18 protein-coding genes are annotated in these 21815 nt (G+C 55.4%); 6 read left to right on the forward strand and 12 right to left on the reverse strand.

From position 1 onward, the window contains the following. Nucleotides 1–209 precede the first annotated feature (209 nt). Nucleotides 210–1112 carry a LysR family transcriptional regulator gene (locus AC27KL_RS13925; protein WP_339323744.1) on the forward strand — a complete coding sequence of 301 codons (903 nt, stop codon included), beginning with the start codon at nt 210–212 and terminating at the stop codon, nt 1110–1112. Here the strand turns inward: AC27KL_RS13925 and AC27KL_RS13930 are convergent. The 4 genes from AC27KL_RS13930 to AC27KL_RS13945 all read right to left on the reverse strand — a co-directional run bounded on the left by AC27KL_RS13930 (nt 1097) and on the right by AC27KL_RS13945 (nt 4471). Continuing rightward, nucleotides 1097–1906, reverse strand: a complete 810-nt coding sequence (locus AC27KL_RS13930) for a formate/nitrite transporter family protein (RefSeq protein ID WP_487170070.1) — start codon at nt 1904–1906, stop codon at nt 1097–1099. The two genes, AC27KL_RS13925 and AC27KL_RS13930, sit on opposite strands and share 16 nt — an antisense overlap. Nucleotides 1907–2219: 313 nt before the next feature. Then, nucleotides 2220–3230: a GTP 3',8-cyclase MoaA gene (gene moaA, locus AC27KL_RS13935; RefSeq protein ID WP_339323742.1), complete on the reverse strand. Its 1011-nt coding sequence runs from the start codon at nt 3228–3230 to the stop codon at nt 2220–2222. Between the two features lie 40 nt (nt 3231–3270). After that, entirely contained in the window at nt 3271–4116 is an 846-nt protein-coding gene (gene fdhD / locus AC27KL_RS13940; protein WP_339323741.1) for a formate dehydrogenase accessory sulfurtransferase FdhD, read from the reverse strand. A 13-nt stretch (nt 4117–4129) separates the two neighbouring features. Further along, nucleotides 4130–4471: a Na-translocating system protein MpsC family protein gene (locus AC27KL_RS13945; protein ID WP_339323740.1), complete on the reverse strand. Its 342-nt coding sequence runs from the start codon at nt 4469–4471 to the stop codon at nt 4130–4132. Nucleotides 4472–4835: 364 nt separating this feature from the next. Between AC27KL_RS13945 and fdhF the strand changes: the two genes are divergently transcribed. Further along, the gene (fdhF, locus tag AC27KL_RS13950) at nt 4836–7751 is read left to right on the forward strand and encodes a formate dehydrogenase subunit alpha (RefSeq protein ID WP_487170137.1); all 2916 of its coding nucleotides are present in this window, start codon (nt 4836–4838) and stop codon (nt 7749–7751) included. A 17-nt stretch (nt 7752–7768) separates the two neighbouring features. Next, a complete protein-coding gene (locus tag AC27KL_RS13955; RefSeq protein ID WP_036710951.1) occupies nt 7769–8242 on the forward strand; it encodes a helical membrane plugin domain-containing protein in 474 nt (157 codons plus the stop codon). Between the two features lie 209 nt (nt 8243–8451). On the opposite strand, the gene AC27KL_RS13960 is transcribed toward AC27KL_RS13955, so the two are convergent. The 6 genes from AC27KL_RS13960 to AC27KL_RS13985 all read right to left on the reverse strand — a co-directional run bounded on the left by AC27KL_RS13960 (nt 8452) and on the right by AC27KL_RS13985 (nt 16871). Beyond that, the gene (locus AC27KL_RS13960; protein ID WP_487170071.1) at nt 8452–9750 is read right to left on the reverse strand and encodes a Gfo/Idh/MocA family protein; all 1299 of its coding nucleotides are present in this window, start codon (nt 9748–9750) and stop codon (nt 8452–8454) included. An 83-nt stretch (nt 9751–9833) separates the two neighbouring features. Next, nucleotides 9834–11504 carry a response regulator gene (locus AC27KL_RS13965; RefSeq protein ID WP_487170072.1) on the reverse strand — a complete coding sequence of 557 codons (1671 nt, stop codon included), beginning with the start codon at nt 11502–11504 and terminating at the stop codon, nt 9834–9836. Nucleotides 11505–11517: 13 nt separating this feature from the next. After that, nucleotides 11518–13248, reverse strand: coding sequence for a sensor histidine kinase (locus AC27KL_RS13970; protein WP_487170073.1), 1731 nt, complete (start codon nt 13246–13248; stop codon nt 11518–11520). Nucleotides 13249–13285: 37 nt separating this feature from the next. Next, nucleotides 13286–14164, reverse strand: a complete 879-nt coding sequence (locus AC27KL_RS13975; RefSeq protein ID WP_487170074.1) for a carbohydrate ABC transporter permease — start codon at nt 14162–14164, stop codon at nt 13286–13288. Between the two features lie 21 nt (nt 14165–14185). Beyond that, nucleotides 14186–15091 carry an ABC transporter permease gene (locus tag AC27KL_RS13980; protein WP_339323734.1) on the reverse strand — a complete coding sequence of 302 codons (906 nt, stop codon included), beginning with the start codon at nt 15089–15091 and terminating at the stop codon, nt 14186–14188. Nucleotides 15092–15209: 118 nt separating this feature from the next. Then, entirely contained in the window at nt 15210–16871 is a 1662-nt protein-coding gene (locus AC27KL_RS13985) for an extracellular solute-binding protein (protein ID WP_487170075.1), read from the reverse strand. A gap of 238 nt (nt 16872–17109) precedes the next feature. Between AC27KL_RS13985 and AC27KL_RS13990 the strand changes: the two genes are divergently transcribed. Continuing rightward, nucleotides 17110–17853 carry an SDR family NAD(P)-dependent oxidoreductase gene (locus AC27KL_RS13990; RefSeq protein WP_212948252.1) on the forward strand — a complete coding sequence of 248 codons (744 nt, stop codon included), beginning with the start codon at nt 17110–17112 and terminating at the stop codon, nt 17851–17853. Between the two features lie 78 nt (nt 17854–17931). Here AC27KL_RS13990 and AC27KL_RS13995 read toward each other — a convergent pair whose 3' ends face one another. Continuing rightward, nucleotides 17932–19284, reverse strand: coding sequence for an N-acyl-D-glucosamine 2-epimerase (locus tag AC27KL_RS13995; protein ID WP_487170076.1), 1353 nt, complete (start codon nt 19282–19284; stop codon nt 17932–17934). A 167-nt stretch (nt 19285–19451) separates the two neighbouring features. On the opposite strand from AC27KL_RS13995, the gene AC27KL_RS14000 reads away from it, so the two are divergent. Beyond that, nucleotides 19452–19874 (forward strand): hypothetical protein, encoded by a 423-nt coding sequence (locus AC27KL_RS14000; RefSeq protein ID WP_339323731.1) that lies wholly within the window; start codon nt 19452–19454, stop codon nt 19872–19874. On the opposite strand, the gene AC27KL_RS14005 is transcribed toward AC27KL_RS14000, so the two are convergent. Then, a complete protein-coding gene (locus tag AC27KL_RS14005) occupies nt 19832–20464 on the reverse strand; it encodes a TraX family protein (RefSeq protein ID WP_487170077.1) in 633 nt (210 codons plus the stop codon). The two genes, AC27KL_RS14000 and AC27KL_RS14005, sit on opposite strands and share 43 nt — an antisense overlap. Before the next feature lie 142 nt (nt 20465–20606). Here AC27KL_RS14005 and AC27KL_RS14010 point away from each other — a divergent pair, with 142 nt between their 5' ends. Then, nucleotides 20607–21788, forward strand: coding sequence for a MalY/PatB family protein (locus tag AC27KL_RS14010; RefSeq protein WP_487170078.1), 1182 nt, complete (start codon nt 20607–20609; stop codon nt 21786–21788). Nucleotides 21789–21815: the final 27 nt, after the last annotated feature.

Raw genomic sequence — 21815 nt, forward strand, 5'->3', positions numbered from 1 at the left:
GAAGATGCGGAATTCTTTTGGTATTGTTCATCTGCGAAATGAAGTTTATACCTGGGGGTATTGCAAACTCATGACCTGATACATCGCAATTTATTTATTGCAAAATGCAAACTATGTATTACGATTTATGGGAAGAAGCAAAAAGACGAAGACGATGCATAAATCAGGGATGACCGATCATCCCGAACCAACACTGGAGGAAGATCCCCATGATTACCGATACATTAAAAGTGTTTGTGACGGTGGCTGAGCAGAGGAACTTCTCGCAGGCCGCCAAGCTGCTGAACTTGTCCCAGCCGGGCGTCAGCCTTCATATCCGCAACCTCGAAAACGAGCTGGGAGCCAAACTGATGCACCGTTCCCCGAAGCTCGTGAAGCTAACCGAGGCCGGAGAAATTTTATTTCTCAAGGCACAGCAAATATTGGCTTTGTACGACGAAGCGAAGGAAGATATCCATATGCTCCGGGACGAAGTGACGGGTTCCCTTTCGATGGGAGCGAGCTTTACGATCGGCGAATACATTTTGCCGAGGGTGCTGGCGGAATATGCGCAGCTGTACCCGCTGGTGGACGTGCAGGTCCATATCAGCAATACGGGCAATATTTTGCAGGATATCCGCGCAGGCAGATTCCACATCGGCCTGGTCGAAGGCAAGGTGGATGCGAAAGACCTGAAGGTGACGGCTTTCATGAAAGACGAAATGGTGCTGATCGCCGCGCCGGACCACCCCATCGCTTCCGAAAAAAGCGTTGATTTCGGCCGGCTTCAAAATCAGGTATGGGTCATGCGGGAGACGGGTTCCGGCACGCGCGCCTACAGCGACAGGCTGATCCAGGACGGGGGGCTTGCCGTGAAACGCAGCTTCGTGTTCAACAGCAGCCAAGGGGTCAAGGAAGCGGTCGGCTGCGGGTTGGGCATCGCCCTTTTGTCGCGCTGGGTCGTCCGCAAGGAGCTGGAAAGCGGGGAACTGCAAGAAATTCCGATCCGGGGAACAAAAATCAGCCGGGATCTGTCCCTGCTGCAAAGCAAGGAAGAACCGGCTGTGATGGCGGTGCTGAAGTTTATTCAAACCTTAAAGCTGAACGTGAAGTCGCTTTACGCCGATTTTTGAGCTTCCTTCATCGTCAGCGCCTCTGCGTTTGCTGGCTGGCGGTAAGCAATAAAGTAGGCGCCGGCCACGAAGACGATGCCTCCGACCAGATTGCCGAGGAAGACGGCCGCGAAGTTCGGGAAGTATTGGCTCCACGTCATTTGCCCGGCAAAAATCGCGGCCGGAATGACGAACATGTTGGCGACGACGTGCTGAAAGCCGATGGCGACGAAAGCCATGACCGGGAACCAGATGCCCACGATTTTTCCGGCAAAATCTTTCGCGCCATAGGCGAGCCATACCGCAAGGCATACGAGCCAGTTGCAGCCGATGGCGGATACGAACGCTTGCCCGAAGCTGTCATGCACTTTCCCGGTGGCGATGGCCACCGTTTTGGCAAGGAAAGCGCCTTCGGTCAAACCGACGACATGGCCGAAAAAATAAGCGACGAATACCGCCCCGATAAAATTGGCGACCGTGACGAGAACCCAGTTTTTCAGCACGGCACCGAACCCGATTTTACGCGAAAACCAAGCCATCGGCAGCGTCATCATGTTGCCCGTCAGCAATTCCCCGCCCGCGAGCACGGTCAAGATGAGCCCCACCGGGAACACCGCCGCTCCCAAAAAACCCGCGACCGAACCCCATTCTTTCGGCGCCGTGCCGATGACGCGAATATCCAGCAAAAATCCCAAAGCGATAAAAGCCCCGGCCAAAAAACCAAGGACAAGCACCGAGGAGACGGGAATTTTGGCTTTCTTTTCCCCGTTTTCGGCCGCGATTTCCTTTATTTGTTGCGGTGTGTAAAACGACATGCTGCATACCTCCATACCATTTCGTTGAACTGAATACCATTTCGTCGTCCGAAAACGCTTACCAGAGCAGCGTTAACGGGAAAACCAAAAAAACCGCCACGAATCTTTCTTCTCGCCAGAACCGAAAAGAAAGATTTGTGCCGGTTAATCCTCCTACACGCATCCTATAGGAGCATCAATCACACGTTCAATCGTTCAAATAAAGCGGCTGCAATGCCTACAACCCCTTCATTTGCTTGACATAACACATGATAACATACGTTTTATTTTTGTCAACAATGTGAACTTCAAGATTTTTTGTCCTCTAAACGTTTCAGCCGCCGATCCGGGACATTTCCACCTTGGCCCCGTCGCGCTTCTGCCTGGCCTCGTCCCGCTCCAGGGAATAACGGTCATGGCGGCCTTCCCAGATCGAACCGATCTCCTTGGCGATCGTCTCGTCCGAAACGTCCGAACGCAGCAGCGTCCGCAGGTCATGCCCCTTCGTGGCAAACAGGCAGGTGTAGAACATGCCGTCCGCCGACAAGCGGCCTCTCGTGCAGGACCGGCAGAACGCGTCGCTGACGGAGGAAATGATCCCGATCTCGCCTTTGCCGTCCGCAAAGCGATAGCGTGAAGCCACTTCCCCCGCGTAATTGGGGGCGGCAGGCTCCAGCGGGAATTCCGCGCCGATCCGCTCCAGCATTTCCTTTTTGCTCACGACATGCTTCAAGTCCCAGCCGTTCGTGTTGCCGACGTCCATATATTCGATCATGCGCAAAATATGGCCTTTTTCGCGGAAATAGCGGACCATCGGCAGCAGGGCATGCTCATTGACGCCTTTTTGTACCACCATGTTCACTTTGACGGCCAACCCGGCATCCGCTGCCGCATCGATCCCTTCAAGCACCTGGCGCACGCTTGCTTTGCCGCCGTTCATGGCCATGAAGGTCTCGTCGTCCAGCGCGTCGAGGCTGACCGCCACCCGCATCAGCCCCGCCTCGCGCAGCTTCGCGGCTTGTTTGGCCAGAAGGCTTCCGTTGGTCGTCAGGGCGATATCCTGCACCCCTTCGATGGCGGCAATGCCGCGAATCATCTCCGGCAGCTCCTTGCGCAGGATCGGCTCGCCGCCCGTGATCCGCATTTTCCGCACGCCGAGCCGGGCGAAAATCCTGGCGATCCTTACCGTCTCTTCGACCGACAGCACGGATTCCCGGGGCAGGAACGGATAATCCTTGCCGAATACCTCCTCCGGCATGCAGTAACGGCACCGGAAATTGCAGCGGTCCGTCACGGAAATCCGCAGGTCCCGGAGCGCTCGTTTGAAATAATCACTGGTTTCCATGATGCTCTCACTCCATTTCGCGTGCCAGCGGCAGCCGGACTTACGCGTCCGGCCGCTCTGCATCTGCCGTATTTTGATTCAGCATCGGCCGGCATTCGATGATGCGCTGCGGGTGCGTATACACGTTGCATGACTGTCCGCGCACGAAGCCGACCGTTGTAATGCCCAGATTCTCCGCCAATTCCAGTGCAAGCGCCGTCGGCGCCGACTTGGACAGGATGACGCCGCAGCCGATTTTGGCGACCTTAAGCAAAATTTCCGAGGAAATCCGCCCGCTGAACACGATGATTTTATCGTTCATGGGAATGTCCCGCCTGAGGCAGTAACCGTAAATTTTATCCAGCGCGTTATGGCGCCCGATGTCCATCCGGTCCAGCAAAATGCCCTGCCTGTCGCAAAGGGCAGCATTATGGACGCCCCCCGTTCGGCTGAACGTCTCCGATCCTTCCTGCATCTGCCGCACCAGCCTGAAAACGTCGTCAAAAGACAGCTCGACCGGTACGTCGTGCAGCCGCTTGGCGGTTTTGGCGTCGTTGAAAAAAACGAATCCCTGCCGGCTGGCGCCACAGCAGGACGTGACGTAACGTTTGCTGTACAGCTGGCGGTGAAGCGGACTCCAGCGGCTGACGGTCGCGTGGACGAACCCTTCCTCCTCCTGCACCCATAACTCCTGCAATTCGTCGATGCCGGCAATGACGCCTTCCGACGCAAGATACCCGACGGCCATATCCTCGATGTACTCGGGCGTGCAGACGAGCGTGGCGAATTCCTCGCCGTTGATTTTGATCGTGACGGGATGCTCGGCGACGACGAGATCGGATTTTTGCGCGATCCGGCCCTGCTCGAAGCGGATGATGCTCCCCCGTTCTTTCGTCACAGCATTCATGCCGGCCACTTCCTCACTCTATATTTTTTTCGAACATGAACACGGAAATTGCCACGTCTTCATCGACCTTGATATCCGTGAACAGATGCACGAGCCGGGAGCCGCAAAGCTCTTCGAGCCCTTCGGGCACCTGGTCTTTGTACAAATCCTTGATCATGTGCGTTCTGGCGCTGTGCACCATCTTTTTGCCTTCCGGCGTCTGCGCGATAAACTTCTCGGTAGGGGTAAAATTCCCGTACATCCGGGTGATCGCCATGTTTTCGACGAAGGTCGTATGAATGCGTTCAGGCCCTTTGCCAAACGTGTCTTTCCGGACTTTCCGGATGATGTCGTTAAACGCAACTTCCTTTTTCATCCCTCAATCACCTCATCACAAGTTTAACACTATACTAAATCTTAGGGACATTGTACAGAATATTTCAACCTTGTTTTTTCGGGCGGAAGTAGTATAATCATGGCGAGACGTGAGTTTTTTCATTGCATGTTAATTTCATAACGGAATGATCAGTTTAGTAGGCCATTGCTAATCGGTTACTCCACTACAACCTGCCGCACCAGAACTAGCGGACCGGGTTTAGTGGAGTTTTTTGTTTGCGGAACTTTTGAGACAAAATTCTGCATGTTTTTGTATGCATATACAAGCGCCCGAAGTCTTCCGTTAACTCCAGGAAAAAATGTTGGGAAGAGAGGTTATTTTCGTGAGCAAACAAACGGTAAGCATTGCTTTGAACGGACAACAGGTCGAAGTCAAAGAAGGAATGACGGTGCTCGAAGCCATTAACCTGGCCGGCCTGTCGCATCCCCAAATCTGTTACGTTCCCGAGGTCGATCCGATCCAGACCTGCGATACGTGCATCGTCGAGATCAACGGCCAGCTGAAACGCGCCTGCTCGACCAAAGCCGAGGACGGCATGGACGTCCGGCTTTCCTCGCAACGAGCGAAAGAAGCGCAAACCGAAGCGATGGACCGGATCCTCGAAAACCATTTGCTGTACTGCACGGTGTGCGACAACAACAACGGCAACTGCAAGCTGCACAACACGGCGGAAATGATGGAAATCGAGCATCAAAAATATCCTTACCGGCCGAAGGTCGACCCTTCCGAGGTCGACATGTCCCATCCGTTTTACCGGTATGACCCTAACCAGTGCATCGCCTGCGGACAATGCGTCGAGGTCTGCCAAAGCCTGCAGGTCAACGAGACGCTGTCGATCGATTGGGAAGCGGACATTCCGCGCGTCAAATGGGACGATGGCGTATCCATCAACGATTCCTCCTGCGTCAGCTGCGGACAATGCGTCACGATTTGCCCGTGCAACGCTTTGATGGAAAAATCGATGCTGGGCGAAGCTGGGTTCATGACTGCGATCGACAAGCCGATCCTCGATCCGATGATCGACCTGGTCAAAGAGGTGGAACCGGGTTACAGCGGCATTTTCGCCATCTCCGAAATCGAGGCCGCGATGCGCGACACGAGAACGCGCAAAACGAAAACGGTATGCACGTTCTGCGGCGTCGGCTGCTCGTTCGAAGTGTGGACCAAAGGCCGCAAAATCCTGAAAATCCAGCCGTCCCACGACGCGCCGGTCAACGCGATTTCGACCTGCGTCAAAGGCAAATTCGGCTGGGATTTCGTCAACAGCGAAGAGCGCATCACGACGCCGCTCATCCGCCAAGGGGACGCGTTCGTGGAAGCGACCTGGGACGAAGCGTTGTCGCTCGTTGCGGAACGGCTCGGCGGGATCAAAAAAGAATACGGTTCCAATGCGCTCGGCTTCATCTCGTCCTCCAAAATCACGAACGAGGAAAATTACGTCATTCAAAAGCTGGCGCGCCAGGTGTTCGAAACGAACAATATCGACAACTGCTCCCGCTACTGCCAGTCGCCCGCCTCGGACGGCCTGATGTCCACCGTCGGCATCGGCGGCGATGCCGGATCGATCAAAGACATCGCTTCGGCCGGGCTGGTCATCCTGATCGGCTGCGCGCCTGCGGAAGGCCATCCCGTGCTGGCGACGCGGATCAAACGCGCCCACAAGCTGCATGGCCAGAAGCTGATCGTAGCCGATCTGCGCAAGCATGAAATGGCGGAACGCTCCGATTTGTTCATCCGTCCGAAACAAGGCACGGATTTCGTCTGGCTGAGCGCCGTCACGAAATACATGATCGACCAGGGCTGGCATGATGAAGCTTTCGTGCAGCAGCATGTCCATCAGTTCGGCGAATACAAGCAGCTGCTTGAGAAATTCACGCTGGAATTCGCGGAACAAGAAACCGGCATTTCCAAAGAGACGCTCATTTCGATCGCGACCATGATCCATGAAGCCGACGGAACCGCGATCTGCTGGGGCATGGGCGTTACCCAAAACGTTGCCGGTTCGCATACGTCCGCCGCGATTTCCAACCTGCTGCTGGCGACGGGCAACTACATGCGTCCGGGTGCCGGCGCGTACCCGCTTCGCGGACACAACAACGTGCAGGGCGCCTGCGACATGGGCACGCTTCCGCCATGGCTGCCGGGCTACCAGCATGTATCGAACGACGAAGCCCGCGGACGTTTCGAGCAGGCGTACGGCGTCAAAATTTCGCCGAAACCGGGCATGGACAACATCCAGATGCTTGACGCGGTGGAGCGCGGCGAGCTGAAAGGGATGTATCTGGTCGGGGAGGACATGGCTTGGGTGGATTCGAACGCCAACCATGTGCAGGATCTCCTCAGCAAACTCGACTTTTTTGTCGTGCAGGACGTGTTCCTGTCCCAAACCGCGCAGTTTGCCGATGTCATTTTGCCTGCCACCCCTTCCCTGGAGAAGGACGGCACCTTCACGAATACCGAACGCCGCGTCCAGCGTCTGTATCAAGCGCTCGAGCCGCTCGGCGACTCCAAGCCGGACTGGTGGATCACGACGCAAATCGCCAAACGCCTCGGCTTTGATTGGGGATACACCCACCCGAGCGAAATTTTCGCGGAAATGGCCAGCCTGACGCCGTTTTTCGCCAAAGCCAGCTACGAGGTGCTCGAAGGCTGGGGCAGCTTCACCTGGGGTTCGCCGACCGGCGAAGATACGCCGCTGCTGTATACCGACGGATTCCATTTCCCGGACAAAAAAGCGCGCTTCTCGCTGGTCGATTACATCCCGCCGGTGGAATTCCCGGCCGAATACGATCTCGTGCTGAACAACGGCCGCCTGCTGGAGCAGTTCCATGAAGGCAACATGACCAACAAATCGCATGGCATCAACGCGAAGCTGCCGGAGGTGTTCGTGGAAATTTCGCCGGAGCTTGCCGCAGAACGCGGCGTCGAAAGCGGATCGCTCGTGCGCCTTGAATCGCCGTACGGCGCGATCAAGCTGAAGGCCCTCGTGACGGACCGCGTGCACCGCAACGAAGTGTACGTTCCGATGCATTCCACCAGCCATGAGACGGCGGTCAACCTGCTGACGGGCGGTGCCGTCGACGTCCGCACGCATACGCCTGCCTACAAGCAGACGAGAGTCCGGATGCAAATCCTGAACGTCAAAGGCGCGAGCCCGCTGCCGCTCAGCAATCCGCGCAACAAAAAGCGGCATCCGCAAAACGGCGTCGAAGTGCACCGCAAATGGAGCCGTCCGGATTATGTTTCTCTTGTGGACTAAAGGAAGGGGGAACGAACATGGCCGAACCTATATCGTTTATCAAAAAGAAAGTTTTAACCGAAGAAGAAGTCAAACAGCAGTCTCTCGACCAGCTCAAGGACTCCCTGGCGGAGCATGAACAGGCGATCGACAAAGCGATCGACGTTCTCAGCGAGCTGTACGGCAGCGGCGTGCTGGAAGCGGCCGAGGCGCTTCTGAAAGCGAAAGCCAAGGTTGCCGAAATCGCCCTGCATCAATTGAAGCGCCCCGAAGTGACAAACATGATCAACAACGGGATGGCGGCGGCCGGAGCGTTGGCCCAGATCGACCCGGAACAGACCTCCAAGCTGCTCGGCAGCGTGGCCAAAGGGCTCGAGGAAGCAAGCAAGCCGCAGGACAAAAAGGTGACCGTATTTTCCCTGATGAGCGCCTTGAAGGATCCCGACGTCAACCGCGCCATCGGCTTCGGCCTGCGCTTCCTCAAAGGGATGGGCAAGGAGCTTGGCGATTAGACAGAGCTGAAATCGATTTGCAAAATAAATAGAGTAAAGAGCCTTCGACCGAATCGGAGGCTCTTTTTTTGTTGCCGCGCATATAAAAACATACCCCGGAGCAGCGGACTCCAGGGCGCAAGAAATATATTTATAAAAGGGGTATGGCTTCATTATAGAAGCCGATTCTTAAAATTAGATGAAAATAACCTTCAAGTTTCCTTAAAATTTTATGACGGAAGGCCTAACATCTCATCGGAACCGGCCGTCGCCCGCTGAACGAGTTCCGCGAGTTTGACGGATTTCCCTTCGTGAAGCCGCGATTCCTCCGCGGCAAACGCGATCAAATGGCTCTGCAGCGAAGCCGTCGCCGAAGTGAGCGCCGCGCCGGAGCCGTCCCCGTGCTCCCGCACCTGGCGAAGGAAATCCGCGACCATCCGCTCGTCTCCCCCGCCGTGGCCGTCCCCGGTAACGCCGCAATGGAATACGATCTTCTCCCCGCCGGCAAAGCGGCGGAGCGTATAGGTTCCTTCCTCCATGTCGCCGTAGATCTCGCCTTTCGTGCCCATGATCCGTACGCTTCGCACTTCCCTTTCGGTAAAGCCCGACAGCGTAAACGTCGCGTTGGCCCCGCCCGCGAACTCCATGTTGACGACCTGGTGGTCAACGACGTTGTTATCGCAGCGGTAAACGCAGCGCCCGAACGGCCCCTCCTTTAAAGCCTTCATGATCCCTTCGGGGGACAGGTCATGCGTAATGTACCGCGCCCATGGATGTTCCGGAGGCTGGTTATACAGCTTCAGCGCCGAGAACGGGCACTCCGTTTCCACCCGGCAGCCGTCCGTGCACCGATCGGTTGAACCGGCGGGCGCATGCTCCTTGCGGAAATGCAGCAGCGATCCGAAGGAGCTGACGCTGGTGCACGGCTGGTCGATCAGCCAGGAAATGATGTCCAGGTCATGGCAGGACTTGGCCAGAATCATCGGGCTCGTTTCGGCCGAATTCCGCCAGTTGCCGCGCACGTAGCTGTGCGTCATATGCCGGTAGCCGACGAATTCCGCATGCTGGATCGTCGCGACGGCGCCGATTTCCCCGGCTTCGATGCAGCGCTTGATGCCGGACCAAAACGGCGAATAGCGCAGCACGTGGCTGACCGTCAGCACCCGCTTGCGGGCGATGGCCGCCTGCTCGATCCGGATGCATTCTTCAGGCACGGGCGACATCGGCTTCTCCAGCAAAATATGATAACCCAGTTCAAGCGCCTTCATCGCCGGCTCAAAATGCAGGTGGTCCAGCGTGCTGATGATCATGACGTCGGCGATCCGCCCGTTTGCGTAAGCCTGCTCCCATGACGCATAGACGTTTTCGGGCGCGATACCATGGATTTCCGCGATTCGCCGCCGGCGCTCCTCGTGGGGCTCCGCGACCGCGACGATTTTTAATTCCTCCGGATGTTTCTCGGCATAAGGCCCGTAAATATACCGTCCCCGGCTCCCTGCTCCAAGCAATACGGCTGTTAATGTCTTCACGCGGGTTCCTCCTCGTTATGGTGATGCAATGCCCTGATTGTACGCCACCATGCGCAAGGCCCGAAAGAGACATTTCCGTACATTCATATACTATTGTTGACTTCCCTTGCCTGGCGCTGCAGCCGGTATTCCTGGGGCGTCGCCTGGTTCTGCTTTTTGAAAAAGCGGATGAACGCCAAAGCCGAATTGTAGCCAAGCTCCCCGGCGATCTCGCCCACTTTCATCGTGCTGTTCAGCAGCCATTCCTTCGCTTTCAGGTTGCGGTATTCGTTGATATAGTCGGACAAGCCGATCCCCGTCAGCTGCTTATACAACCTCGAAAGATAGGAAGGGTTGAGCCCGACATGCTCCGCGATCGCAATCAGCGAGATGTCGCGCGCCAAATGCTCCTCGATGTAACGGTGCACCCGTTTGACCAGATCGCTTGGCACTTCCTCGCCCTGGTCCTCCTGCTTCGCAAAATAACAGTCGGCCAAATTCCAAAAATACTGCTTGACGTCCGGCCAGGCGATGCCTTCATCCTTCCGGTAGAGCAGCATCGTGTCCAGGGTTTTTGACGCTTCCTGCTTGAACTCTTCACTCTGGTCCATCATCGACAGAAACATCGCCGCCATCGAATGATACAACTCCATCTTGCGCCCATAGGCATGGGCATCGTCGGTCCAGACGGACGTCAGATGAAGGTACAGCTTGTTGAACTCTTCCCGGTGCTTGTTTTCGAGGCAGCGCTGCAGCAGCTGCAGCCGGGCATGATGGCAGTAATCGTTTTTGCCTTCCCCGCCTTCCTGCATCTTCAGCAAATCCACGTCGGAGACGATGACGGAAGGGGACAGGCCAAGCCCGTAGACGAAACAATATTTCAGCAAATGGAAGCGCTCCGAGATGGAAGGCAGCGCCGTCGGCTCGCTGCTGATCGCAAAAGATACCGACACGCGCAGCAGCCGCCGGCAGGTCTGCTGAATGGTGTCCAGCAACCCGCTGATATGTCCGTATCCCGCCTTCCAGGCATCCGGCTCCCCGGCGCCTTCCTCCTCCCAAGGCTGCAGCAACCATATGATGCGGGAGTTTTCGTAAACGCAGGAATAACATGTCATGCCGGCTCCGGCGTATTCTTCCGCAATGTTTTGAATGCCGTAGAGGAGCAGCGCTTTGTCCATAGGCGTATACGATTCCTTCCACGTATCCACCCTTCCAAGCAGCAGCAGAACGGGCCGGTCCGCCCGAAGCAAAATGCCAAGCTCCTCGAAATGGCGCGCAAGCTCCTCGGGAGTCTCCTGCTTGCCTTGAAGCAGGTCCCAGATATACTCTTTTTGAAGCAGGGGGAGCGCCTCACGCATCCGCTTGTTGGCCCGCTCCAGCATCCGAAGGTGTTTTCCCTCCTCCTCCAGCTTTTCGAGGGCCCGTTCCACGGAAGCGATAATCTTGTCGTCGCTTTCCACCTTCAGGATATAATCGAATCCTCCGTAAGCCATCGCGCTCCGGATATAATGAAAGTCGTTGTATCCCGTCAGGAAAATCACCTTGCAGGCAGGCCAATCGGCCTGAATGATCTGCAACAGCTCGATGCCTTCCAGTCCGGGCATTTTAATGTCGGATATGACGATGTCGACCGGCCCTTCCCGCATCAACTGGAGCGCTTCTTCGCCCGAATACGCTTTCAACACGTCGAGCTCCAAATGCTCCGTCGTTTGGAACAATTCCAGCAAACCGTCAACGATGATCGGCAAATCGTCTACGATCAAAAGCCTACGCATAACCGATTCCTCCTTATTCCATGCCAAGATGTATAAGCACCTTCAGTCCGCCCAGCGAAGATCGTGATACTTCAAGCCCGTATTCCTTTCCGTAATGAAGCTGAATTCGCCGATGCACGTTGATCAGCCCCGTCGTTTCATCCATGCGGTCCCCGGCATGGGCCAATCGGATCCGCAGTTGTTCCAGCTTCTCCTCGTCCAGGCTGTTCCCGTTATCCTCGACGCAGATCGTGAACCGGTCTTTCCTCTGCTCGCTGTAAACGCGGAGATCGCCTCTGCCCGCCATCCCGCCGATGCCATGTTTATAGGCATTTTCGATAATCGGCTGGAGAATGAGGCGCGGAACCCGCAGCGGAAGCGCCGCTGCTTCGAAACGGACCTGGATGCGATCGCCGTAGCAAACGGTTTGCATGTCGACGTAAGTGCGCGAATGCTGGATCTCGAGCTCAAGCGGAATAATATCTTCGTCATCCCTCGTAATAAATTGGAAATATTCACCGATATAGAGGCAAAACTGGTAAGCTTTCTCCTTTTTGTCGGACTTGATCAGCCTGCACAGCACAAAAAAACAATTGTACAAAAAATGCGGATTGATCTGCGATTGCAGCCGCTTCAGCTCCGAGCGCTGGTTCCGGATCTGCTGCTCGTAATTTTGCTCGATCAGCGTCTTCAGCGAATGGACCGTGTCGTTGAAGGCCTGGTACAAATAACCGAATTCGTCCCGCCTTCGATCGATGGTCAGCGGGATAAGCTCCAGCTTTTGCACCCGTTTGAAACCGTGGATCAGCCTCATTAACGGGCGGTACATCAGCTTGATAAGCGAATAGGAGAAAAACGCCCCTACCCCGACCGCAAGGCCGCATGCCCATAAAAACCATCGTCTGTACGTCTGGATCGGTCCGAGTACCGCCGATTCGGGAATGCAGGTAACGGAATAGGACTTCCACACGTCAGAGTATTTGAAAACGGTAAGGTAACGCCCGTCGTTGAACCGGACCATCTCATAACCCTGCTTGGTTCCTTTCGACTGCTTCTGAAAAATAAAGTCTTTGAGCGCATCCTGCAGTTCGGGTTTTTCGTCGCTGCCGATCACCCAGCCCCGCTCCACGTTCAGGAGCATGCTTTCGCCGCCGGGCGAACCCGCGATTTGCTGCAGCGCTTCCTTGATTTTGCCCGTGGATAATTCGATGCCCACCATATATAAAGGATCCCGGAACGTATTCGTAGGGTAGGACATCGTGAGGAACAAGCGGTCGTTCCAATAGACGAACGGATCGTCGTAAAACGGCCCGTCATGCTGCATCGCCGCGTATTCCGCTTCATTGATCCCCGTCTCGTATTTCACGCTGAGCAGCGTGCGCCCGATCATCGGCACGTAGGCCTTGGATTCCCGAATGAACGGGCTCGAGTTTTTCATCAGGTCGAGGCGTTTTTGGATCAGCGTGATGCTTTGGGCGCGCTCGTAATCCGTCATGTCCGTCCCGATGGCCGCAAGCTCCATCAAATCGTTGTCCATGACGTAGTTGGGCAAATACTGCATGATGCGCTCAACCTCTTTATCGAGCGAATCGAGGTAAAAGCCGGCCGTATTCAAGGTGGAGCGGGAAATTTCCGTCTGGATGCTGCTCGCCCCCCGCTCGTTGATAAACCAGGTAATCATCATGAGGGGGAGCAGAACGATCAGGAACACCGCCATCATTTTCATAAAAATCGAGGAATCTTTCATTCGGAATAACAGCTTCATCGGTCGTCCCCCGTTAGTTGAGATTCTGCCGGAACTATTATTCTTTGACGCTCCCCATCACAATTCCTTTAATGAAAAACCCTTGAAGCACCGGATAGATGACCAGGATCGGGAATGCGGCGACGAAAATTTGCGCGGCCTTGCTCGTCCGGTCGGACAGCTTCTGCATCAGCTCGATGTCCTGCGATTTCAAGAAACGAAGGTCCATCTTGATGATAATCGATTGCAAAAAAGTTTGCAGCGGATAATGGTCGGGATGGTTCATGAGAATCATGCCGTCAAACCAGCTGTTCCAATGCCACACGATGGTGAACAACCCGGTCGTCGCCAGCGCCGGGAGCGACAAGGGCGCATAGATTTTCCACAGCGTCGTGAAGTGGCCCGCCCCGTCGATTCGGGACGATTCCTCCAGCTCCTTCGGCAGGTTGCGGTAGAAGTTCAGCAGCAAAATGATATTGAACACCTGCACCGCGCCCGGCAGCACCAGCGCCCAGATCGAATCGATGAGGCCCACGGCTTTGATCGTCATGTACCACGGAATCAATCCGCCGTTGAACAGGATCGTAAACACGAAAATCCAGGCGTAAAAGGTGCGCATCCCGAATTGATGCGTTTCTTTGGAGAGCGGATACGCCGTCAGAATGGTCAGGAACATGCTGATCGCCGTGCCCAGCACGACCCGCTGAATCGTAACCCAAAACGCCCGCAGGTACTCGGGTTTGCCGAATACGTTCTGGTAAGCCGCCGGCGTGAATTCCACGGGCCAGAGAAGCACCTTGCCGGCCGATGCGGCAGAACCGGAGCTGAACGAAATCGATAAAATATGAAGGATCGGCATGAGACACATTAACGACACTAGCGTCAGAAATACGAGATTGCAGCCCAGAAACAGCCGTCTTCCAAATGACTTCTTCATAAGTATGACTGTTCTCCTTTTCTAAAAAATGCGGTAATTGGCGAAGCGATAGGCCATGACGTACGATACCGAAATCAAAATGAAGGACACGACGGATTTGAGCAGTCCGACGGCCGTCGCGAATCCGTATTGCGCCTGCTCGATGCCCATCCGGTAAACGAAGGTGTCGATGACGTCCCCGCTTTCGTACACTTGCGGGCTGTACAGGTTGAAAATTTGATCGAACCCCGCGTTCAGGACGTTGCCGATATTCAGCGTCAGCATCAACACGATGATCGGCATCATGCCGGGCAGCGTGACGTTCAAGGTCTGCTTCCAGCGGCCGGCTCCGTCGATTTCGGCTGCTTCGTAAAGTGACGGATTGATGTTCGTCAGCGCCGCCAGGTAAATGATCGTGCCGAAGCCGAATTCCTTCCACACATCGGTAATGACCATCACGTAAGGAAACCATTTGTTGTCCCCTAGGAAAAAAATCGGCTTGGCGCCGAACAGCCCCAAAATTTGATTGATAATGCCCGTCGACGGGGACAACACGTCGATGATGATTCCGCTCAGCAGTACCCAGGACAAAAAATGCGGTAAATAGACCATCGTTTGGAACGTGCGTTTCATCCATTCCTGGCGCAGCTCGTTCAGCAAAATCGCGATCGTGATCGGCACGACAAGCCCCGCGATGATTTTCATCGTCGCAATGTACAAGGTATTAAACACGATGCGGCCGATGTCCGGATAATCCAGCAAATATTTAAAGTGCTTCAAGCCCACCATCGGAGAGCCGAACAGCCCTTTGGTCGGGATGTACTTCTGAAAGGCCATCAGGACGCCCGCCATCGGGATGTAACTGAATAGGACAAGGAAAATCAATGCGGGAACCACCATGAAATGCAGCGGCCATTCGCGTTTCCATCTGCGTGCGAGTTGATTCATATACGTCACCTGCTTCAAGTCGAATTAGAAAAAGGGGGGAATCGATTTCCGATTCCCCGCGAATGATCTTACCGTCGTCGTTGTCGAATTGATTTACACCTTCAAGCTTCCAAACCGATTACTTGTTTTTCGCGTACCATTCGTTGACTTCTTTCGTGATGTCGTCGCCGCCAAGCTTCTTCCACTCTTCGACGAACTTGTCGAATTCGTTGATCGATACCTGGTTCATGATAATTTTCAGGAAAATTTCGTCGCGCTTGCGGTTCAAAATTTCCCGTTTTTCCACCATCGTCGGCGTTGGCGCGCCGTAGAACTTGTTCTGATGGAAGAGGTTATGTTCCTTGAGGTAAGGAATGTTTGACACCGCTCCTTTAGGTCCGGAGATCAGATATTCCCACCACATGCTGATGTCTTCGCCGTTGACGTATTTCATCGCGCGCTCGAAGCGCGTTTTTTGGTCCTTCGTTTTCGGCAGGCTGGCATCCTTCGTTTCGATTGCTTTCGGCAGCACGTCGCCGTTGTCGCTCGACAGATTGAACGCCATGACCGGGCTCAACAGCCAATAGTTGTTGCCTTTTTCTTTCAGGTCTTTGCCGTATTCGTAAACCTTCTGCTCGGGGGTCGGATGGTTGTCGACCGCGATCCATTGGTTCAGCAGCTTGATCAGCGCTTCCGGATGTTTGGCCTTTTTGGATACGACGTAATAGCTGTTCGTGCCAAGCTCGATTTGCGTGGAAGCTTCCGTGCCGTCAATGGAAGGCAGGCGGTACACGCTCCATTCCTGGACTACTTTGCCGTCCTTAACGGCGCCTTGGGCCAGATGGGCCGGCGTCCATTCCGCGCCGTACAGCACGCCGATTTTGTTGCTGAAAATCAGTTCGGACTCCTTTTGCATGTCCTTGACGGCGAATTCCGGATCGATCAGGCCTTTTTTGAACATGTCCTGCAGGCCGCGCAGCGCTTCCTTCATCTCGGGCTGGATGTCGCTGTACGTCAATCCCCCGTTTCCGTCGTCGATCCATTGATTCAAATACGCATGGTAGCCGTTCAGGAAACCGACAAGCCCAAGCGCGCCTTCGTCGAATTTTTTGTTCAAGGCGATGCCGTACGATTTTCCCGTTCCGCCCGGATCTTTGGTCGCGAAAGCTTCCATGATGTTCATCAAATCCTGCATCGTCTTCGGTTCAGGCAGGTTCAGCTTCTTGAGCCAGTCCGAACGCACCCATACGAGCTGCGGAGCAAACGGGTTGCCCGTCTGCGGGATCGCCATCAGCTTGCCGTCGAACGTGCCGGACTTCATCTGCAGCCCGCCGTCCTTCTGCATGAACTCTTTCGTCTCATCGCTGGCGTATTGATCGTATACGCTCGTCAGATCCTGAATCATGTCCGCTTCGATGAGCTGCTGCACTTGGGCCGGAGTGGCAGGGAAGAAATCGGGAATGTCGTTGGTGGTGATGGCCATCTTCAGCTTTTCCTGGAACTGCGGCCCGTCCACGGTGCCGTCGACGACCCATTGGTTTTTGATGCGGACGCCGATGTCTTTTTCATACGCGTCGTACACGGCGTTTTTGTCGAAATTTTCCCCTTCGTCAAACTTCAAATACGGGTCTTGCGCACGAACGGTCGATATTTCCATCACGCCCTCTTCCTTTGAGGAAGCCGGCTGCTCGGCCGCTTTCGGGTCCGCCGATCCGGTTTCAGCGGTTTTGCTGCTGCAGGCCGTGACGCTCAGACTTAGGATCAGCGTCAGCGCCAGCCCGATTTTACGTATTTTTTGCACAAATGACCCTCCCATGTTTGGAATTACCGATTTTGTTGAAATTCCTTGATGATGCCTTTCATGATTGTTTCTATCCTTATTATAGGTAGCGCCGCCGGGCAGGGGCTATATACCGGTCTTTACTTCCGTATACAACTGTTGCTGGCCGGAGGGCTCCGGCAGGATATTATTTCAAAAGCAGGCCATGATAAGGGAAGAAAAATACTGATATCCATGTCTGCAAAGGAGCGTTTAGCGTATGAAATTATCCGGCAAATCGGCCATTGTTACCGGCGGCGCCAGCGGGATCGGCCAGGCGACGTCGAGATTGTTCGCGGAGGAAGGCGCCAGCGTCGTGATCGCCGATTTTTCCGAAGCGGGGGAAGAACATGCCAAGCGGCTGCGGGACGACGGCCATCAGGCCATCTTCTTCAAGGTCGACGTCACGAAGGAAGACCAGATCCAGGAGCTCATCGAGCACACGGTGCACGCCTTCGGCAAGCTGGACATCATGTTCGCGAATGCGGGCGTCGCCAATGACGATCCCGCCGACCGGCTCTCGCTGGAAAAGTGGCAGAAGACGATCGACGTCAATTTGACGGGCGTGTTTCTCTCCGACAAATATGCTCTCATTCAAATGCTGAAGCAGGGAACCGGCGGCGCGATCGTCAACACCGCCTCCATACATGGCCATGCCGCGAAAGCCGGGGTCACCGCCTACGGCTCGTCGAAAGGCGGCGTGGTCATGCTGACCCAAACCCTCGGCATCCAATATGCCTCCAGAGGCATCCGCGTCAACGCGGTATGCCCCGGCTATATCGAAACGCCGCTGCTTAAAGTGCTGCCGCCGGAGGAGAAGCAGAAGTTGGTCGATCTGCATCCGATCGGCCGTCTCGGAACGCCGGAAGAGGTGGCCAAGGCCGTCCTGTTCCTTGCCAGCGACGACGCCTCGTTCGTAACGGGCGCCAGCCTGCTGGTGGACGGCGGATATACCGCCCAATAAACGAATAAAAGCGCCGGGAATCTGTCGATTCCCGGCGCTTTTTCATGTTCAGGATTCATGGCGCCAAGCGTTTTGTTTTCATTTGACGAGGATTCGGGTCCCCGGCGGCGTTTCGTTCGGCCGTTTGCCTTTGACGTGCCACAGCGACGGCGTATCCTTTACCTGCCGCAGCTCGATCTGAAAAGGCCGCCGCTCGGGCAGCCGGGGAAATCGCAGCCGCAGCCTGTTCCCGTCGACATGGCTCTCCGCGGGCTGGATCTCGCCCCATTGCCCTTCGTGTTCATCCAGCACGATGACGCCGGTGGATTCGGGATCGAGCCGTTTGTTGAAGGATACGGTCACGTCCGCGGCGCCATGGACGACCGCCGTCAGAGGCTCTGGAGGCTCCTCGTACATGTACCCGCCCAAATGATATTCATAGGCCGTCCAGGTATGATATCCCAGATCGTAGACCGTGTTTTGGAACGCGTTCAGCCACTCCCGGCTTTTGACCATATTGGCCCTGGAGCCGACATCCGCCTGGATGCCGAGCGGAAGCTCGGGATACGCGGCGCGGATCGGCGCGGCAAAACTTTCGTACGACCGGACGTATTCCGCTTTAAGCCCGCGTTTCATCCAATCCGGCCAATGCGTCTGCAGCATGTGCAGGTCCGGTTTGACCTTGCCGATCATGGAAATCGCGTCGAGCCCCTGCCACTCCTTCAGCCTTAACGTGGAGACGGCTCCGCCGTCCACGGCAAGCGACCAGGTGGCAACCAGCGCATCGGGACGGGAATCCCGCGCCCCGCCGCGGCCGTTAATGATTTCATCGATGAGTGCATTGACGGCGTCCACACGGAAATCGATCCATTTGGCGTAAATGTCCGGCGTTTTTTTATAATAATTGGCCGCGAACCTGTTCGCGAACTCGGGAACGTCAAAACCGTATTTTTCTTTGAAAGCCTGCTGAGCCGCAGGCCCGATGTCCCCGTAGACCCCGCGGCGGAGGCCGTCCCATTCGGGGAAATACGGCTCCGCGATTTCGATGCCGTCAAACGGATAGTCGCGGAGCATCCGCGCCACGGCTTCTTTTTTCCACTGCACGTACGCTTTCGAAAACGGGGAAAACCGTACGAACCCGTCGCTTAACTCCTTCATCAGCCCCATTTTCCAGGACGGCCATTCCGGAGGCAAACCTGCGGTCGAAAACGTCCCGTTGCCGATCACAAGCGCCCAGACGGCGATGCCCCGCCGGTGCAGGCAATCGATCAATTCGCCGTCGACCGCCGTTTCCTTCACGACGAAATAATGGACCGTCCGGTAACCGGCAAGCTCGATTTCTTCGGCGACGCTGTCTCTGGAACGGTCCTGATAGTACGGAAACGTCGGGTCGATTTGAATGCTGGGGCCTTCCAAAGCCCAAAGTTTCACGTTCTCGGAATCCTTTTTCACGTTGTTCTCCTTCCCTCCCGGCTTCGCTTGCTGCGCCTTCCCGTAGTAGCATTGCCGGAAATGGAAAATTTCACCCTTCGTCTTTTTTCCCCGGGAGCCTCTTCACCCCGCACCCGCCCAAAAAGGAGCTCATACAATAGAACAAACACGAAACGGAGGGGATTTCCTTGTCGATACTCAAACGGAGGAAAAACATTACGCTCCAGCAGCGGCTTGCCCAATTGACGGGCCATCTGGCGGAAATCAACGGCGAAGGTTTGGGGCTTGAGCCCGGAAGATTGCAGCGCGTCTTCAAAAGAAATTTCATCCAGGTTTCGGGCGAATTGTTCGTCCCGCTAAGCCTGCAGTCGATCCGGGTCTTCGACGTTAAACCCGCTGCCCGGACCGTCCGGGTCGGCCTTAGGACGACCTTCAAAACGGGGAAAGCCTTCTCCAGCATCCGCCTGGTGCAAATCGGGACCGATTTTGTCGAAGTACAGGCCAAAGGGAAGTTTCCTTCCCGGATTCTTTTCCCGCTGAATAAAATCGAAGGCATTTTTCCGGTCGGTTACCATGCGGCCCCTTCCAAGACGGCTAGCGTCAGCAAATGAAGGGGATAAAAGGAACGCCACACCCATTTACGCACCCGGAATTCCTCAAGCCTCTTCCATGCGGCCGGCCCATAGACGAGAACCAGCGTCGGCACGATGCTCAGCATCTGCAGCATGCCGCCGAGCCCGTAAACGAGCATGTAAACCAAATTCAGCAGCAAATGGATAAAAAGAAGGCGTTCGGATGCAAAATAGCGGAAGGACAAGACAAGAAGCAGCCCGTAACAACCGTAATCAAACGGAAAAAGCTGCATGACCGCCCCGGCGCCAAGCACGATGCCAACCTTCGCCCAAACCCGGGACGTACGGTCAAGCGCCTGCATCACGGCCGCAGCCATGAACAGGGTAGCGACGACGTTCATCCCTCCCGGATTCAAGGCCAGCTGGTAAGGCACTTGCGACAATAAGGCCAGTACGAACAGCCTGACCAAATATCGGGATGGCGACTTCGTATAACGATGCCCTTGAACGAGGGCGTAGGCATAAATCGGAAATGCCGCCCGGCCGACCATCCGCAGCCAAAGCCGGTCTTCGAAAAATACGATGCCGATATGATCCATGAGCATGGTCAGCATGGCAATCAGCTGCAAGACAACTCCTCTCCCTTGCCGGACAAAGTTTTAATCTAAGCTTATTTTACTCGGCTGCGGCTCCTTCTCCAAGTTTCCCTCTGATATAATATAGGCATGAACGTTTTATTTTCTTCTACTTATCTCCGAGGAGGGCAATATTTTGAATTTTGACAAACCGATATCACGACACATGACCGGCTGCGAAAAGTGGGACGGCATGAAACATATTTTCGGTACGGCGGACGCGCTGCCGATGTGGGTGGCGGACATGGATTTCGAATCCCCGCCATCCGTCATCTCCGCGCTTAAGGAGCGCGTCGAGCATGGGGTATTCGGTTATACCATGCAAACGGACGAATATAAAGGGGCCGTGGCCGGATGGATGAAAGAGCGCCATGGCTGGGAAATCGACACCGATTGGATCGTCTTTTGCCCGGGCGTCGTGCCTGCGTTAAGCTTTGCGGTCCAGGCCTTTACCGCTCCGGGAGACAAAGTGGTGATTCAGCCGCCCGTTTACCCTCCGTTTCACAGCGTCGTGGAAGAACATGGACGCGAGCTGGTCGTCAACCCGCTCCGATCCGAAAACGGCCATTATTCCATGGATTTGAAGGGCCTGGAAGAGATTTTGCAAGGCGGGCAAATCAAAATGCTCATTTTGTGCAGCCCTCACAATCCGGTCGGACGGGTATGGACGCGCGAAGAGCTGGAAGCGTTGGTGACGCTTTGCGTGCGCCATGACGTGCTGATCGTCTCCGACGAGATCCATGCGGACCTGGTATTCGAAGCGAAGGCCCATACGCCGCTCGCCCTGATCTCCGAAGACGCCAAAAAGAGATCCATCATCTGTACGTCGCCAAGCAAAACCTTTAACATTGCCGGATTGAACACGTCCAACATCATCATTCCGGATCCGGACATCCGCAGCGCCTTCCAAAGCGCGCTCCGGCTTTACCATGTGGGATCGATCAGCGCCCTCGGCAGCACGGCGGCGCAAGCGGCCTACACCGGGGGACGCGGATGGCTGGACGAGGTTTTGGTTTACCTGCAGCAAAACATGGATTATGTGATAAACTACATCGAAACGCATATGCCGGAAATTAAGGTACGGAAACCGGAAGCGACCTATCTGCTATGGCTCGATTTCCGGGCTCTCGGCATGGATCAGGACGAGCTTTCCGCTTTCCTGCTGGCCAAAGCGAAGCTGGCTCTGAACAACGGCGGAGCTTTTGGCCAAGGCGGGGAAGGATTCATGCGCATGAACGTCGCCTGCCCGAAAGCGACCGTCGCCGAAGCGATGGAACGGCTGAACGCGGCGATGAAGGAATGGCGGCAATTGCAATAGAAAAGTCCTGCCTGATCAAAGGGGCGT

The organism is Paenibacillus sp. YAE3, assembly GCF_057546105.1.